Source organism: Paenibacillus qinlingensis, assembly GCF_013204845.1.
GTDB lineage: Bacteria > Bacillota > Bacilli > Paenibacillales > NBRC-103111 > Paenibacillus_E > Paenibacillus_E qinlingensis.
Genome location: NZ_JABMKY010000016.1, coordinates 38,114 through 55,742, shown reverse-complemented (window position 1 = coordinate 55,742; position 17,629 = coordinate 38,114). Strand labels below are relative to the sequence as shown.

Annotated in this window: 15 protein-coding genes; 8 read left to right on the top strand and 7 right to left on the bottom strand. The window is 44.3% G+C overall.

Translation table 11 applies throughout. The features are described 5' to 3' along the window. Positions 1–55: 55 nt before the first annotated feature. Positions 56–988, bottom strand: coding sequence for a VanW family protein (locus tag HQN88_RS24570; protein ID WP_173117465.1), 933 nt, complete (start codon positions 986–988; stop codon positions 56–58). 169 nt (positions 989–1,157) lie between these two features. Between HQN88_RS24570 and HQN88_RS24565 the strand changes: the two genes are divergently transcribed. Then, positions 1,158–2,390, top strand: a complete 1,233-nt coding sequence (locus HQN88_RS24565; protein ID WP_173117463.1) for an aminopeptidase — start codon at positions 1,158–1,160, stop codon at positions 2,388–2,390. 53 nt (positions 2,391–2,443) lie between these two features. Here the strand turns inward: HQN88_RS24565 and HQN88_RS24560 are convergent, their stop codons facing one another. Together HQN88_RS24560 and HQN88_RS24555 are read right to left on the bottom strand one after the other, a co-directional pair. Further along, a complete protein-coding gene (locus HQN88_RS24560; protein ID WP_173117461.1) occupies positions 2,444–3,739 on the bottom strand; it encodes a hemolysin family protein in 1,296 nt (431 codons plus the stop codon). Between the two features lie 153 nt (positions 3,740–3,892). Beyond that, the gene (locus HQN88_RS24555) at positions 3,893–4,234 is read right to left on the bottom strand and encodes an Asp23/Gls24 family envelope stress response protein (protein WP_173117459.1); all 342 of its coding nucleotides are present in this window, start codon (positions 4,232–4,234) and stop codon (positions 3,893–3,895) included. Positions 4,235–4,499: 265 nt separating this feature from the next. Between HQN88_RS24555 and HQN88_RS24550 the strand changes: the two genes are divergently transcribed. The 4 genes from HQN88_RS24550 (at position 4,500) to HQN88_RS24535 (ending at position 8,383) form a co-directional block, all read left to right on the top strand. Further along, positions 4,500–4,826, top strand: coding sequence for an ArsR/SmtB family transcription factor (locus HQN88_RS24550; RefSeq protein ID WP_173117457.1), 327 nt, complete (start codon positions 4,500–4,502; stop codon positions 4,824–4,826). Positions 4,827–5,108: 282 nt separating this feature from the next. After that, positions 5,109–6,854: a SulP family inorganic anion transporter gene (locus tag HQN88_RS24545; RefSeq protein ID WP_173117455.1), complete on the top strand. Its 1,746-nt coding sequence runs from the start codon at positions 5,109–5,111 to the stop codon at positions 6,852–6,854. Positions 6,855–7,078: 224 nt separating this feature from the next. Further along, positions 7,079–7,987, top strand: coding sequence for an arginase (gene rocF / locus HQN88_RS24540; RefSeq protein WP_420794175.1), 909 nt, complete (start codon positions 7,079–7,081; stop codon positions 7,985–7,987). Positions 7,988–8,020: 33 nt separating this feature from the next. Further along, complete coding sequence (locus HQN88_RS24535) at positions 8,021–8,383, top strand: glyoxalase superfamily protein (protein ID WP_274319472.1); 363 nt, start codon at positions 8,021–8,023, stop codon at positions 8,381–8,383. A gap of 57 nt (positions 8,384–8,440) precedes the next feature. On the opposite strand, the gene HQN88_RS24530 is transcribed toward HQN88_RS24535, so the two are convergent. Further along, positions 8,441–9,859 (bottom strand): aspartate ammonia-lyase, encoded by a 1,419-nt coding sequence (locus HQN88_RS24530; RefSeq protein ID WP_173117449.1) that lies wholly within the window; start codon positions 9,857–9,859, stop codon positions 8,441–8,443. Between the two features lie 234 nt (positions 9,860–10,093). On the opposite strand from HQN88_RS24530, the gene HQN88_RS24525 reads away from it, so the two are divergent. After that, positions 10,094–11,293 (top strand): ornithine--oxo-acid transaminase, encoded by a 1,200-nt coding sequence (locus HQN88_RS24525; protein ID WP_173117448.1) that lies wholly within the window; start codon positions 10,094–10,096, stop codon positions 11,291–11,293. A gap of 839 nt (positions 11,294–12,132) precedes the next feature. On the opposite strand, the gene HQN88_RS24520 is transcribed toward HQN88_RS24525, so the two are convergent. The 3 genes from HQN88_RS24520 to HQN88_RS24510 all read right to left on the bottom strand — a co-directional run bounded on the left by HQN88_RS24520 (position 12,133) and on the right by HQN88_RS24510 (position 13,589). Continuing rightward, the gene (locus tag HQN88_RS24520; RefSeq protein WP_173117446.1) at positions 12,133–12,735 is read right to left on the bottom strand and encodes a carbohydrate-binding family 9-like protein; all 603 of its coding nucleotides are present in this window, start codon (positions 12,733–12,735) and stop codon (positions 12,133–12,135) included. Between the two features lie 28 nt (positions 12,736–12,763). Continuing rightward, positions 12,764–13,207, bottom strand: a complete 444-nt coding sequence (locus tag HQN88_RS24515; protein ID WP_173117444.1) for a DUF2663 family protein — start codon at positions 13,205–13,207, stop codon at positions 12,764–12,766. 145 nt (positions 13,208–13,352) lie between these two features. Continuing rightward, positions 13,353–13,589, bottom strand: coding sequence for a cold-inducible protein YdjO-related protein (locus HQN88_RS24510; protein ID WP_173117442.1), 237 nt, complete (start codon positions 13,587–13,589; stop codon positions 13,353–13,355). Between the two features lie 157 nt (positions 13,590–13,746). Between HQN88_RS24510 and HQN88_RS24505 the strand changes: the two genes are divergently transcribed. After that, entirely contained in the window at positions 13,747–15,012 is a 1,266-nt protein-coding gene (locus tag HQN88_RS24505) for an MFS transporter (protein WP_173117440.1), read from the top strand. 127 nt (positions 15,013–15,139) lie between these two features. After that, the gene (locus HQN88_RS24500; RefSeq protein ID WP_173117438.1) at positions 15,140–17,509 is read left to right on the top strand and encodes a helix-turn-helix domain-containing protein; all 2,370 of its coding nucleotides are present in this window, start codon (positions 15,140–15,142) and stop codon (positions 17,507–17,509) included. The last annotated feature ends 120 nt before the right edge of the window (positions 17,510–17,629 follow it).

Here is a 17,629-nt window from a genome sequence, read left to right as displayed (position 1 = left end):
GTGCTTTTATTTCATAAAATATGCATATCTTGACCTTGAGAAGGGTTCATATCTGCTAAGGGAGCGTATTCTTAACATTTGAATTCGTTTCAATTTCTTCTGGGATCGCTTCTGTTGCACCAGGCACATGTCGGGATTTGACATTAACCCCATCCGAAGACGAAATGCTGATATGGACAGAACCAGACAATACATGTGCGCGAATTAAAATAGGCTGATTATAATCATTTCTGAAACTAAAATCAGGCCCGCCCCAATTCACGGTAGCATCTCTTCCATGGGGCACGTAAGGCACCGATCGGCTGTGGGAGTACCTTTCAATAATCGTAAGACCTGCACGGTCAACCGCATTAAACAGCGTTGATGATATTTGACAAATACCGCCGCCGATTCCCTCGGAGAATTCCCCTCTTACAATCACCTTAGCGGACATATACCCTCTGTTCGGAGTTCGAACGCCTACAACACGATTGAATGAGAATGTCTCATTCGGCTGTACAACATAATTGTTGATCGCCTGTGTGGCTAATTTGAGATTCGTAACACGGTGACTATTGCGTGAATTAAAATAGGTAACATAATAGCCTATTGGACGGACTCGAATGCTGGCAAGCAGTTCACTATCTACTTTGGGATATAGGGTTTGCAACGGCAATGCCACATTCATGGGGCCTTCTGAATAAAATTGCCCATAGAACTGATCGAGAAATGCGCGTCGATTCAGTCGAACGCCTGCAATCTCTTTCACAATGCCACCACTGTCACTAATGGTTGCGTTAATCGGCTTTCGATATATCGATTTGTCAATTTGCTCCGCAAGCCGGTTTAATTTCTGTGTATCTACCAGTGGAACATCCAAGAGATGTGTCGTAATGGGCTCTCGCCTAATCTGAGCCATCTTCTCGCCATTCGGGTTATCTGATAGTTGAAAAGGTAATTCTTTGGGCTGGGCAAGCAGCAACAGGCCCAATAGCCATTCATAGCGCATGAACGCAATTCACCTCCTGCCCCTAGTGTAAACAAATGTCAAAATTCCATGCAATGACAACTCAGATACATTTTGAAAAACGATTCGCATCAACGGTAAAATTTATTTGACAGTCGGCGAGCAGAGCGATAAACTTCAAACAAGACGCTATAAAAGGAGGATTTATCTAATGACGTTTGAACACAATCTTGAGAAATATGCGGAGCTGACTGTTCGAGTAGCACTCAACATTCAAGCTGGTCAATCGCTTTGGATTAATGCGCCAATTGGGCACCCCGAATTCGTAAGACTCATCACTCGTAAAGCGTATGAAGCTGGCGCTAAGCATGTACATATTGAATGGCAGGATGAAATCTGCACCCAAATCCGATATACACACGCACCTGATGAATCATTCAATGAATACCCAGCTTGGCGTGCGCAAGCACTGACTGAGTTAGCGGAAAGCAACGGCGCCTACTTATGGATCGACGCGGACAACCCAGAGCTGCTGAAGGATGTAGATCCTGCTAGAATCTCAGCGAATGCGAAAGCGGCAGGTCCCCTGCTGGTCAAATGGCGTGAATACATGTCCTCTTACAAAATGACATGGTCCATTATTGCTGCCCCTTCCCTAGCATGGGCACAAAAAGTATTCCCTGATCTCGAAGATCAAGCCGCGGTCACAGCCCTTTGGAATGCAATCTTTGAGGCTACCCGCGTAGATCAAGAAAATCCGGTACAAACGTGGCAGGATCACAACGCTACTCTTCGCAGCAAACGGGAACAATTGAATGAGCAGCAATTTCATAAAATTCATTACCGTGCCCCAGGCACTGAACTTACAGTTGAGCTTCCACCTCAGCACATTTGGCGTGGGGGTTCGGCGACGAACGAAAGGGGCGGCTTCGATTTCAACCCGAACATTCCGACAGAGGAAGTGTTCATTTCTCCGAACCGTCTAGGAACGAATGGGACGGTCCGCAGTTCTAAGCCGCTGAGCTATCAAGGCAGCTTGATCGACAACTTCTCGATCACCTTTGAGCAAGGCCGTGTCACTCACTACACAGCGGAGCAAGGCTTTGAATCGCTGCAAGCGATGATCGAGATGGATGAAGGCGCGCACTTCCTAGGCGAAATTGCCCTTGTACCGCATGTGTCTCCGATTTCGAACACGAATCTAATCTTTTTCAATACGCTCTATGATGAAAATGCTTCAAATCATCTGGCGCTCGGTCGTGCCTTCCCGACTTGTATTGAAGGTGGTACGAAGCTGACCAAAGAAGAACAACTGCAAGCAGGACTGAATGACAGTCTCATTCACGTCGACTTTATGATAGGCTCTGCCGAGATGGATATTGACGGCGAGCTCGCAGATGGCTCCATCGTGCCGATCTTCCGCCAAGGAAATTGGGCGTTTTAGAATAGAAAAGAGGGTCCCCTGAGCCATGGATCACGGCGGGGAACCCTCTTTTTCTACTTATGTATGATTTGATTTTTAATAAGCTCAATTTGACGAATTCGATTTGCGTCTCTAGCACGCACAATGAAAGTCCAATCCTGATGCTGCCAGAGTTCACCGATTTTCAATTCTGACTGCTTACTGTATAGCCAGCCACCGATGGAATCTATATTCTCATCTATGATGTCAAGCCCCAATCTAGCATTCAACTCAATGATCAAGGCATTGCCGTCTACCACGTAGTGTCCTTCGGCTAGCCTGTCAATTTCTTGCAGTTCATCTTTATCGAATTCATCACGAATTTCCCCGACAATTTCCTCAAGAATATCTTCAATCGTAATCAATCCGGACGTTCCGCCGTATTCATCCATCAACAAAGCGATATGTACATTTTCACGCTGCATCTTTTTGAGCAGGGACTTCACAGGCATTCCTTCAGGGATCGTCATGATCGGTTGAAGTAAACCTTTGAAATTAAAATCCGGGTTCGAGATATAACTTAAGAAAAATTGCTTCGTGTTCACGAATCCGATGATATGATCTTTGCTCTCTTTAGCTACAGGAAAACGAGTATATTGTTCTTTAATAATAATGTTCATGTTCTCTTCAAGTGATTTATCCGCGTAGAGACAAATCATATCCGTACGTGGGACCATGATTTCACGTGCTAACAATTCATCGAATGAAAAGATCCGATTCACAAATCCGTATTCGGTCTTATTGATTTTCCCACTCTCAAGGCTGTCTGATAAAATAATGCGTATTTCCTCTTCGGAATGAGCTTCCTCATGTTCGCTTGCAGGCTTGACGCCAAATATTCTTACAAGCTGCGTTGCGGAACCATTTAAAATCCATATGAACGGGTACATCATTTTATAAAAAAAGATAATGAACGGAGCAGTTAGAATAGAAATGGCTTCAGCTTTCTGGATCGCTAACGTTTTGGGAGCGAGTTCACCAAGAACAACATGGATATAGGTAATGGATAAAAAGGCGATACCGAAAGATAAAATGTGCGAAAGTGTTTCACCTACACCAAGTCCATGGAACAAGGGACCAAGGAGCTTCTCGACCGTGGGCTCACCTAACCAACCAAGCCCTAAAGCTGTAATCGTAATGCCGAGTTGACATGCGGATAAATAACCATCCAAATTGGAGGTAACGGTTTGAACTGCTAGTGCATTTTTCTTGCCTTCTGCAACCATTTGATCTACGCGGCTTGGACGAATCCGAATAACAGCAAATTCTGTCGCAACAAAAAAAGCGGTAAGGAGAATCAGTAGTGCGATTAAAACCAAATTGATTAACATGGTAACCTACCTTCAGCGTTTAGTTTATCTCTATAAGTTTAACTTTCTTGAGTTAACTTATCAATGTTAGCAATCCCCCATCAACCAAGGAAATGTAATAAGGCTCGGATTGTAATTATTCAACTACGATCCGAGCCTATTCATTTCTACTTTCTAAACTGCCAGGTTCTCTACTCTTACGTTCACTTTCAGAACGCGAAGTCCTGTCAAATTTTCCACTTCTTCTCTAACGTTTTCTTGAAGCTCATGGCATACGTTATGAATCATCATGCCGTAATTGACGATGACACGTAAATGGATGATGACATCCGACTCCATGACCTCGACCACTACGCCTTTTTTGGCACTTTTTCCACTCAAGCGCTTCGTCAGTTCCTCAGAGAGGCCGCCCGACATGGAATCAATACCAGGTGTATGCAGGGTAGCGAATGCAGCTATGGTAGAAATAACATCGTCTGATATACGTATGAAGCCACATGGTAATTTCTCGAACACAAGGATCACCTCCCATTATCGATGCTTTTGAGAATTTGTTTAAACGCATGAAAGCAGCCATATATAATTCATCGCCAACTAACAATTTACCGATCATTATTTTTAAATAACAATATATTTGATTTTTTGAATATTATAATTATACTATAACTGAAAAGTTATCAAAAACGCAAAGGCTTTTAAAACCTGCTTCCATACATTCCAGTTTATGTTATGATATTCTATATATTCAAATGTTCGAATATTGATAGTAGAGGAGAACGTTATGTATCAAGAAATACAGCATTTTAAAGCAGATTTTTTCAAGGCATTAGCACACCCTTTACGTATAAGAATCCTTGAAGTTTTAGTGGATGGCGATAAGAACGTGAATGAGATACAAATGATTTTGGGCAGTGAAGGTTCTGCCGTATCACAACAGTTAGCCGTATTAAGAAATAAAAACGTTGTCCGTGGGATCAAAGACGGAACCTCTGTGATCTACTCCCTGACAGATCCTTTAATTAAAGATCTGCTTATTGTTGCCAAGCAAATATTTGATAACCATCTTGTGAATGCGATTTCCATGTTAGAACACATAAAGAATCAATAAATGCTTCTATTTTCACAAAAAGGAGTGAATCGGGTCTATTGTTCTCGATTTACCTCCTTTTTTTTACCACATAAGAAAGCATAAGTTTTCGGTTCCCGAAAACAGCTTCCTTATTGGCGTAAAACCTACCTCTAACCGCGGTCGCTCATCCTTGAATGGCCTCGATAGAGGTTTTCTCATTGTGATTTCCTAGCAGAAATATCAAATTGACACCCCTATGTTTTAGATATATGATTTTATATATATTTAAATAATCAAATATTTAAGTTGGTGGAATTCGATATGAAACTTTCTTTTCGAGGCAGATTCCAAGGTTACAATAGAAAAAAATTTCAAAAAGACTTGGTTTCAGGTCTGATTGTCGGAATTGTCGCCATTCCATTAGGAATGGCGTTTGCAATTGCTTCAGGCGTAAAGCCTGAGTACGGGTTATACACGACTTTTGTAGCGGGCATCCTCATCTCGTTATTCGGTGGTTCCAAGTTTCAAATTGGCGGTCCGACAGGGGCATTTATCCCCATCCTCTTCGCGATCGTCATGCAATATGGGTACGAAAACTTACTTATCGCAGGTTTTATGGCTGGCGTTATTTTGTTATTCATGGGGATTTTCAAATTAGGCGGAATCATTAAATTTATTCCACGTCCTGTTACGATCGGTTTTACCACAGGAATTGCTGTTACCATCTTTACAGGACAAATCGCCAATTTTCTTGGGCTGCATGATCTTCCAAAACATCAAGAATTTCTTTTCAATATGAAGGAATTAATCATTCACATTTCAACAATCAATATATACAGCATCCTAACTGCTGTGATTTGTTTGGTGCTTATTCTTCTCACACCACGCATGTCCTCTAAAATTCCTGGCTCCTTAGTGGGATTGTTGATTTCAGCGATCATCGCCTCCCTCTTCTATCCTGACAAGGTTGCAACCATCGGGTCAACTTACGGCGCAATTCCGAATAGCTTGCCAAGTATCCACTTCCCTGAACTTAACATGGAACGTATGCAGTTTCTAATAAAACCTGCTCTTGTCATCGCGATGTTAGGCGGCATCGAATCCTTGCTCTCTGCTGTCGTTGCTGACGGGATGTCAAGAACGAGGCATAACAGCAACCGGGAATTGATCGGTCAAGGTATCGCCAATATGATAACACCGTTGTTTGGCGGAATCCCTGCAACCGGGGCTATTGCCCGAACGGCAACCAATATAAAAAGCGGTGCGGAATCTCCTTTCTCCGGCATCTTCCACGGCATTGTGGTGCTGCTGGTTGTGCTCCTATTCGCTCCCTATGCTTCAAGCATTCCGCTTGCAAGTATGGCACCGATCTTAATGGTCGTTGCTTGGAATATGAGTGAACGCAAAGAGTTCGCTCACGTCTTAAAAACCAAAACTGCAGAGTCCGTCGTTTTGCTTATTACCTTTCTTCTTACTGTGTTTACCGATCTGACAACTGCAGTCGAAGTTGGGTTGCTTTTGTCTGGCATCATTTTTGTGAAACATATGAGCGACTTACTCCATACTGCCAAGGTTTTGCCTAACCCTTCTGATAAGCACGAACATGTAACCGCACATATCGTTACTGAGCAGCATAATTGTCCTCAAATTAGTATCTACACCGTGGAAGGCGCTTTATTTTTTGGGGTTGCCAGTGCATTTGAGCAATCCATTATGGCAGAAATCCATACCACCCCCAAAGTATTACTGCTAAAAATGGGGAATGTCCCCTATATGGACACAACAGGAACAGCCCATTTATCACGTATTCTCAGACACTTTGACCTTCACGGCTGCACTGTCATCATTTCTGAAGTACCAAACCAACCACGCCGCATGTTACGAAAAACAAGATTGGACGAGTGGATTGGGCAGGAGCACTTTTTCGATAAAACCGGGGATGCCCTTAACTTCGCCTTAACGAAACTTAACCACGCGCAATGTCTGGGGTGCAAACACTTTGCCTTCCGAGAATGCAAACATTTGTCTGACCCAAGAGTGGTTAACGTTCGAACGCCGTTTGATTGACGAAGAGGTTCTACTATTATAAACAAGCTGGGCGCTATGTAATGTGTCCCGGCTTGTTTGGTTTTTACATCACATAAAAAAGGAACTAACGAGCGAACAAAGAAAATATAGTTTCATATAGTATAGAAGGATGGTTACATGTAGATTGGGAATGTTAGTCAAAGGAGTGCTACCCGAGGATTTATTGTTAAGTCATCCCATCAGAAGGAGTTGATCCGATGAGTATCAAACCGAACATCGCGGCTATCAGTGTCAACTTTGATCTTGGGGCAGGCCGCCGAGGTGCGAGCCATGGACCTAAAGCCATTTTTGAAGCTGGATTACTTCCCGCTTTACACCAAATGGGTTATACCGTTAATCATGTTTCAGATCTGTACCTGAATGAGAAAGTAACTCCCTTAGATGATCAAGTGGATACCACAAATCTCAAGTATTTTGCTGAAGTCATTGATATAAACACACGACTAGCCGAGCAAATTTCTAACGTCGTGACTCCAGATAATTTCCCACTCATTATCGGTGGCGACCATAGTATTGCCATTGGCACAATTGCGGGACTAGCTAGTCATTATCAGCAATTAGGCGTCATTTGGATTGATGCCCATTCGGACTTAAATTCACCAGAAACTAGCCCTTCTGGAAACATACACGGGATGTCGCTTGCCGTCAGCCTTGGCATTGGGCATCCCTTGTTAACCAATATCAGCGGGATTTCCCCCAAGGTGAAACCTGAGAATATCGTGCTTATTGGAGCCCGCTCGTTGGATGAAGGGGAGAAGAAGCTGATTCGCTCGCTGGGCATCAAATGCTATACGATGTACGATATTGACCGTAAAGGGATGGCCCATGTGATGCAAGAAGCCATCGATTATATTAAAATAAGAACAGATGGCGTTCATCTTAGCTATGATGTCGATTCCGTGGATCCCATGGAGGCACCTGGGACAGGGACAACTGTCAAAGGTGGTCTTCACTTTCGCGAAGCTCATCTCGCTGTGGAAATGCTGCATGAGGCCGGCATTGTGACGTCTGCTGAATTCGTAGAGGTCAATCCGCTTCTCGATGAAAGTAACAAAACTTCCGAATTAGCAGTAAGCCTAATCAGCTCTTTCTTCGGTGATCAAATTTTATAATTAACTGTGTAGGAGGGGAATCTTATTCCGAGCATCAAAGGGGCAACACCTATCTTCCGAATGTTTGATGAAACGAAAGCCAGGGAATTTTACCTCGATTATTTAGGGTTTACCTTGGCTTGGGAACACCGTTTTGAACCTGAAATGCCCCTTTACATGGAAGTTACCTTGGATGCACTCACCATCCATTTATCCGAACATCATGGGGACTGCACCCCCGGAGCCGCGATTCGTGTTGAAATGGCAGATATCGAAGCTTTTCACAACCTATTGACAGCGCAAAAATCAAAATATTCTCGTCCCGGCATCCACAAGACACCATGGGACACCCGTGAAGTCACGGTGATAGATCCTTTTGGTAATCGAATTATCTTTTTCGAAAGAATCGAAACGTAGCACAAAAACCCCTGATCTCTTCTCAGATTGAGATCGGGGGTTTTTTATACGAAAAAGTTAATCTGCGGGGCGAAGCAGTCTGTCGCCTGCTATGCCTGGGGTGGTCATCTGAATCGGATTCAGAATTTCCTCAATCTCCTCTGTCGTGAGTAATCCTCTTTCTAAAATGAGTTCTTTCAAGGTAAGACCTGTGCGTACAGCTTCTTTCACTAGCTGCGCGGCAACTTCGTAGCCTAGATGCGGATTTAATGCGGTTACGATACCGAAGCTTTGCTCCACGTAATTCTTGCACCGTTCACGATCCGCTTCCAAACCTTCAATTGCGAAGCGTTCGAATACACTTGCCGCATTTCGCAATATTTTAAGGGATTGCAAGAGATTAAACGCAAGAACCGGCCCCATCACGTTAAGCTCAAACTGCCCTGCTTCACAGGCTAAACAAATGGTATGGTCATTGCCTATGACCTGGAAAGCCACTTGATTCACTACCTCAGGCATCACCGGATTGACTTTGCCCGGCATAATCGACGAACCTGGCTGTCTTGGCGGCAGCTTGAGTTCACCTAGCCCTGCGCGAGGTCCAGATGCCATCATGCGGATATCATTGCATATTTTGGAGAGATTCACCGCACATACTTTCAGCGATGCGGATAGCTCCGTGTAAGCATCCATGTTTTGGGTGCCGTCGACTAAATGCTCCGAGATTTCAACCGGAATACCAGCTGCCGCCTTCAAATGAAACATAACACGCTCTACATATTCCGGCTTGGCATTAAGCCCTGTTCCTACGGCTGTTGCTCCCATATTGACGATCAAGAGGCCTCGCATCGCTTGCTTAATTCGATGAATATCACGCATCAATACACGCGCATAAGCGCCAAATTCTTGGCCCATACGGATCGGCACGGCGTCTTGGAGATGGGTTCTCCCCATTTTAATCACATCATCAAATTCAACTTCTTTCCGTGCAAAAGCGCTTTGCAAAGAAGATAAAGCTTCTATTAATTGCTCCGACAAGCGGTAGGCAGCTATTTTGATCGCTGTTGGAATCACATCATTCGTCGATTGCGACATATTCACATGATTATTGGGGTTACAGTGAAAGTAGCTTCCTTTTTCCTCACCTAAAATCTCTAGGGATCGATTGGCCAGCACTTCGTTCATATTCATATTGATGGAGGTGCCTGCTCCGCCTTGAATGGAATCGACGATAAATTCCTCTAAGAGCTTTCCGCCACTCACTTCTTCAGCAGCTTGTACGAGCGCTTCTCCAATTTTCTTAGGGAGCATGTGGGTATCCATATTCGCTTGTGCCGCTGCACGCTTCACTTCTGCTAACGCAGTAATAAGCTCACCATGAATCGTAACACCTGTGATCGGGAAATTTTCAATGGCTCTCATTGTTTGAATGCCGTAGTAGGCATGAGATGGGACTTGCTTTTCTCCTAAAAAGTCTTTCTCGATGCGATAACTCATTCGACTACCATCCTTTTTCACTTCAAATTTCATTCCCAAAGCTTCGATGGAACCTAGAACGACAATAAGTCCACTAACATGGTTATTTTTAGCTTAAAAGTGAGGGATATGCACCGGATAGCTAAGATTGCAAATCCTCGCCTATTTTTCAATTATATACTTAGAAAGTCATCATACGCTAATAATGAATACAATGAAGTACAACCTTGATTGATGTTACGGGGAGGAAAACCTATGCCTACACAAAGCTCGAAGATTATTGCGCAAACAGAGAAATATGGTGCACGTAATTATAACCCGCTGCCGCTGGTGATTTCAAAAGCCGAAGGTGTTTGGGTCGAAAACCCCGAAGGCCAGCGATATATGGATATGCTAAGCGCGTATTCAGCTCTGAATCAAGGACATCGTCATCCACATATACTAAACGCTTTAGTAGAACAAGCAGGCAAAGTAACTTTGACATCTAGAGCCTTTCACAGCGAGATCCTTGGACAGTTCTATGAGAAATTGGCGCTATATACAGGTAAACCTATGATCTTACCAATGAATACGGGCGCAGAAGCGGTTGAAACAGCTGTCAAAGCGGTCCGACGTTGGGGCTACGATGTGAAAGGGATTTCGGAGAATCAGGCGGAAATTATAGTCTGTGAAGGGAATTTCCACGGTCGCACCGTGACGGTCACCTCCTTCTCCTCTTCTCCGGAGTACAAACGGGGTTTCGGGCCTTTCACTCCAGGCTTCCGGATGATTCCATACGGCGATGTCGATGCGTTACGTGAGGCAATTGGGCCGAACACGGCCGGGTTTATTGTGGAGCCCATTCAGGGCGAAGCTGGCATCGTGATCCCGCAGGAAGGGTTTCTGCGGGAAAGCTATGAGCTCTGCAAGGCGAATCAGGTGTTGTTCGTCGCGGACGAAATCCAAACGGGATTCGGCCGCACGGGCCGCCGCTTTGCCAGCGACTGGGAAGGCGTCACGCCGAACCTGTATGTGCTGGGCAAAGCACTTGGCGGCGGTGTTTTTCCGATCTCGGCTGTGGCCGGAGATCGTGAGGTCCTTGAGGTGTTCGAGCCAGGGTCACACGGCTCGACGTTCGGAGGCAACCCGCTCGGCTGCGCCGTCGGGATTGCTGCACTTGAGGTGTTGGAACAGGAACAGCTCGCAGAGCGTTCCGATTCGCTCGGGGCTTATTTCCTGAAGCGGCTTCAGGAAATCGAGAATCCGCTCATACAAGAGATTCGCGGCCGCGGCTTATTCATCGGGATCGACTTGACGGTCCCGGCCCGTCCATTCTGCGAAGCGTTGAAGGATAAAGGCTTGCTGTGCAAGGAAACACACGAGCATATCATTCGTTTGGCGCCTCCCCTAGTCATCACGAAGGATGAGCTGGATTGGGCTTGGCAGCAGCTACACGACGTGTTGCGAGTGGAGTGAGTTTCGGCTGCGGTGGGACGAGAGGATGCTGGATTTTCTCCAGGTAGACGCGCCTGTTGGCGATTTGGTAAGCAGTAGCTTGTTGGAGTAGCAGGTTAGGATAGAGTAACTTGTTGGAGTAGCAGGTTAGGATAGAGTAACTTGTTGGAGTAGCAGGTTAGGATAGAGTAACTTGTTGGAGTAGGCTAGGATAGTGTAGCTTGTTAGAGTAGGCTAGGATAGAGTAGCTTGTTGGAGTAGGCTAGGATAGAGTAGCTTGTTGGAGTAGGAGTTAGGGTGATGGTCAGTTGGATTCGGAGTACATGGCAGTTTACAACAGAAATAACTGGAAATAATCCATCTAAATTCTATGGAATGCATGGTTTTGAAGGAATAACTGGATTTTAAGTAGCTAATTTTACACTTTCCTTCTGGAAACCGACAAACGGGGGAATATAGATGTACTTTATCCAGTTAACTGATAATTTCGGGGTTAAATCGCTGAAATAGCTGTAGTTTTTCCAGTTAAACACATCCCTCTGGACAGCAGCAAATTAATAAGAAAGTAGCTCGCTGAATTCAGAGATCAATGCGGCGATTAGTCCGACATCTCCGAACTAAACCGAGAATTCCTTGCTACAAAAGGCAAATAGTCCGATTTCACCGACTTATTCGCCCTCTTTCCCCGTCTGAGCGGTGTTTAGGGCGATTTAGTCAGGCTATTTCGGACTATTACCCTTGTAAGAATGCCAATTGTGAGATTAATTCGGCATTTTCGGACTAATCCGCTGAACAAAGCGAAATCATTCGTCCCAAAGGGAATCTTTAATCTTAATCTTTTAATTAGTTGGAGTCTTTCTTCATTCGAACACAAGCTCCCCAAATTGCTGAGGAACATGGAAATTGACGATCCCGGTAGGAGACCAAGCTGAATAATGCCTAACGCCATCGCGGTCATCATCGATACGGAAAACATTCCAATGCCAGACCGCTCCGGCATGTGGCACCCCTGCCTCATCTAAATCCGCGAATGGGATCCGCACATCATAGACAAGCCATCCGTCCTCTTTCCCCGGCGTAACTTCTGCTTGGAATCCCTTCGCGATCCACGAAGTATCCACATCCTTGTTTCCATCCAGCTTATTATGGATCAACGCATCGAATAAAACGCCCCGCGGGCTTACTTCAAACTCGTAGTAGGTCGTACCGCCGCCGAATGGGTCAAGGAACACCTCTACAACGTCCTCCTCATACAGAGGCTCGTCACGCTGTGTCATCGTCGACACCACATGATCATCCTCACATTCGTATCGAATGTGCAGACTGTCCGCCGTCCAGCATGCTCGAAACCGCGTTTCCAACTTTGGAACATCCGCTGATACCACGTCACGCAAGTAACTAACTTGCACATCTTCCCATTTCACACAACTAATTTCATCTATGTAGCGACAAATGTATTTCATCAGTTCGTAGCTCCCCCACTTTTCCAAATCAATTCTTATAAACTATATTAATATCAAACTCCTTGGAGAGGAAGCTCGAAATTTGATCCCTTGCCTCTGACTTCACATCTTTCAACCAGGAAGCTTCCAAACGTTCAATAGCTTCTATACGTAAATCTTCATATTTCCCCTTCGCCTTCTCCGTTTCGCGCGACCGATTAGAGGCATACAGAAACAGCGAAATACATGCGAGCAACAAACTACATAACAGTTTATTCGAAATAAGTAAATCCAAGATCAAGATGGCGTTACCACTCGCACGGACGATAACTTGCTGATACAACATATAAATGACGAATAGCAAAATAGCTCCGGTGGCAATCGATAAGATCGGTTGGATTTGCTTGAGTTTATCCCACTTCTGCTTACGTTCCTGCAGCTCTTTCAACAAGGTTTCGGTATCATCACTTACATTGATCTTTGGTCCAATCACAGCATCTCCCCCTCGTTACCATGCTATGCTTGTCTAAGGCTATTCTTTACACAAAAAAAAAGACCAAGAGCATCACTCTTCATGCTTCGCTGAAGATGCTCTCGATCTTGACCTATTATTTAGTAGAAATTTTCAATAATTCCGATTAAAACCGTTTCTTTCCTACAAGGAACTTTTTATTTCCTTTTTTAGCTGCTACCGGTACATGCTTGTAGCTGCGGACCATCTGTGTTTTACAAAGCGGGCAAGTTGGTAAAGCTTCCGTCACGAATTCCTTGCGAACCCAAGCTTTACATTCCGTAGCTTTACATTTCCAAATCTCAATCTGTTCAACTTCTGGCTTCTGTTCTTCTTCCGTTACAATACTCGTTGTTGTAGACATTTCAATTATGTGCTCCCTGCTTCGTAGATTAGACTACTTATTATTATACAGATCGCATCGAATATCAAGTCTTTCCCGTGTTCAAAAGTATTTACCAGTGGTAGAATAGACAAAGCGATTGCAATTTAGACACAAAATACAAAGGCAGGAATATCGCATGACCAATCTACTACGTGAATGGAAGCTTCAACTCGAAGGCTATAGCCGGAATATCAAACTATTTTTCTGGTTTAATTTTGTATGGAACTTGGGCATTAGCATGTTTGGGCTTGTGTACAACCTCTATGTAAGAAGCTTAGGCTATGAGCAAACGATGGTAGGCAGCATCGTAGGGATGACAGCTTTGGCTGCAGCCATCATCCTCATTCCGGCGGGCATCATGAACGATCGCTTCGGTCCTAAGCGCGTCATTTCTTTCGGTCTCATTTTTACAATTGCCGCACTAACCGCACGATCACTCATTCACTTACATGAAGGAATGTTGATATCCGCTTTCTTAGGCGGTATGGCGCTAGCTGTGGTCTCTGCGACGATTCTACCGTTCATGGCGAATAACTCAACGCCGCAGCAGCGGGTTCATCTCTTTTCGCTCAATATGGCTTTGGTTATGTTGGCCAATGTCATTGGCATTGCCATCGGTGGTGTACTTTGTGATTTCTTTCAATTCCTAATTGGCTTAGACGAAATTCATAGCTTGCGGTATACCTTGCTCATTGGCGTCGCCATCGCAGCACTTGGTGTCATTCCCATGTCACTTTTTGAAAAAAGTGATCTTGAGAAGGAAGAAGATGCACCGCACCGCGAATCTTTGAGCTGGAAAGCCACTTGGCGTGAGCACAAAACTTCGATCCAGGTCATCGCCATCTTCTGTTTGCTCGGTTTACTCTCCTCACTTGGCGGTGGAATGATCGTTCCCTATCTCAACGTCTACTTTGAGGATCGCTTTGAAGCATCGAAATCCGCAATCGGCATTATCGTTGCCTTAGGACAAGCTGCCACAGGGGTTGCCTTCCTTATTGGACCGATGATTGCGAAGCGCTTCGGCGAAGTCAAATCAGTCGTGTATTTGCAGCTGAGTTCGATCCCTTTTCTGCTCATCACTGCTTTTTCAGCTAATCTTTATTTATCGTCCGGTGGCTATCTGTTCCGCCAGGCGCTAATGAACGCAGCCAATCCTTTTTATAATTCGATCAAAATGAGCTATGTCCATCGATCGCTTCGCGGGCTTGCTTCAAGTTCCGGCGAGGCCGTATTCAACCTCGGTTGGTTTATCGCTTCTCCGATTAGTACAGGCCTCGTATTTCGATACGGCAGTTATTTCGGATATGCGTACGCCTTTTGTATCACAGCCGTCGTCTATTCGGTGATTTCATTTTTATTTTATTTTTTCTTTGGTAAGCAGCGTTTTAAAACCCTAGAATAAACCCACCGAAAAAGCACCTTTCCTCGTTGACGTAGACGAAGGAAAGGAAATACAATAGAATGAGAGCGCATTCATAGCTACTTCTCAGTGCTCAAGTGACAAGTAGAATGCCAAGGGGGCCTTACCTATGCGGAAAAAGCTCATTTTTAATGGACAAAGTATCGTCTTAACCTGGTTAATTTCCTATATTGTCATCCTCCTGCTTCCTGTCGTGATTGGTCTCTTGCTATATATCGAGTCCAACCGTACGTTAAAGGAAGAAATTCAGCAAGCAAATGACTCCTTGCTCAAGCAAGTCCGCGAAGTCATGGACAACCAATTCAAAGCGATGGAACAGCTCAATTTTGAGATCACATGGAATGTGAACGTACAAGAGTTGCTCTATTCGAATAAATATGAAAACTTTCCGAAAGATCTCCCTTATGATACCTATCAGATTGCAAAGAGCTTCTCTTTGTACAAAACTTCTTATCCGTTGATCGACTCTTTTTATGTGTACTTGAACAAGAATGAGTCTGTCATTCTCCCAACGACCGTCCGATCCAAAGATTTTGCATACGATACGCTTCACAGAAGCGATGCTTTCCCCTTCTCTTCCTGGCAATCGATTATAACACGGAGTAATTTCAAAGGATTCATCCCGATGTACCGCATTGGCGACGATAATAGCCTTCGCAAAACAGTTGCCTATATTAGCACATATCCCATGGAACACGGCCAACCTCTTGCAACGAATGTCATCATGATCGATCAATCACGCATTCTTGGAGCTATTCAGAACATGGAAATTTTCAATAAAGGCCATGTGCTTATTCTGAATGAACAGAATCAAGTGCTAGCTTCCAGTTCGGAGGGCACGATGCCCGTCGATTTCCCCTATGCGAACCTAGATGTTGCAACGAATTTCTATTTTAAAAGCAATGATGGTGAAAAATATGAAGTGTTTAATATTCAATCACCGCGTTCCAAGCTCAAATACGTTTCGATCATGCCTAGCACGACCTATTGGCAGAAAGCTTCACACATCCGCAATCTAACCTATTTAAGTATGCTGATTAGCTTACTCGGCGGAGGTATATTGACGTTCTTCTTCCTTCGAAGAAATTACAATCCTGTTCGGCGGTTGGTCCACGCTTTCTCGAAGAAGCAGTCCATCGAATCCGGCAGAACTTATAATGAATTTCATTTCATTCAGGAAGCCGTGGACAGTACATTAATTGAGATGGCTGATTTCAAAAGCAAAGTCGAGCAACACCGGCATATTGTGCGGTCTCATTTTGTAGAAAAGCTCTTGAAAGGTAAACTGGACGGTAAAATACCTATCGCCGAAGCTCTAACGACATTTGATATGAAGCTGGATCGACAAGAATTTGCGGTTATGCTCTTCGTCACAGATAAAAGCGAATCGTTCTTCGAACGCATAACGAACACGCCTGAAGAGGAGAAGTGGAAGCTGCTTCAATTCATCGTAAGTAATGTGGTTGAAGAACTCGTTTCCCAGAAGCACCGCGGCTATGTAGCAGAAATTGATGATACTCTTGCGTGCTTAGTTAATCTGTCCGTTGAGGATGGCCATAGTGCCAAAGACGAATTATTACGTATTGCCGATGAGGCTCAATCGTTCCTTGCTTCCACCTATGATATCCATCTTACGATCGCAATAAGTAACGTGAATGAGCACATTTCAAGTGTCCCGCAAGCTTTCTTGGAAGCCTTGGATGCAATGACTTACAAACTTGTCATGGGTGGGCACGAAATTCTTTCCTACAATGATCTCAAGCCTCATACTCACTGTGATAATCCTTCTGGTTATTATTATCCAATGGGCGTGGAGCAACAATTCCTCAATGCCTTGAAGTTCGGAGAACTAGCAGATGCTCGTCAGATTCTTCGTGAGGTCATCGAGAAAAACTATGAAGGCTCTGGTATATCCGTCTCTTTAACCAAATGTTTAATGATGGGCTTAGTGACTACGATGATGAAAAGTCTTAATGATACTGGCGGCATGCAGGAAAGCTTCTTCATTCGCAATCCGAAGCAGCTGGACCGTCTCATGAACGCGAAAACCATCCACGATATGGAACTCCAACTCGGAGATATGCTTACACAAGTCTGTGCGTATACCGCTGCGAAGCGGCAACATGCGAATTCGATAACGAAACAGAAAGCGTTGCAACAGCTCGTAGAGCAAGTGAATACGTATATTGAGCACAATTATACCGATGTGAACTTGAATGTGACGATGATTGGCAGTCATTTTGATCGCAAAGCCACATACCTATCTAAACTCTTCAAAGATTACGTCGGAGAAGGTTTACTAGATCGGATCAACAAAGTGCGGATCGAGAAATCCAAGCAGCTGCTCAGAGGGAAAGAACAATCCGTTGGGGATGCCGCATACGGTGTAGGCTTTAATGACATTAACGCTTTTATTCGTGTATTTAAAAAGGTCGAAGGTATTACGCCAGGTAAATATAAGGAAATGCTTGAGAAATAAACGTAGGAAATAGGTAAGTGTCTGTATGAGATAGGAGCGGGAAACCGCTCTTATTTTCATGAAATTAGCGCTTTCGACCCCAAAATTGGCTTTTTTCATGAAGGAATTGGACATTTTGAA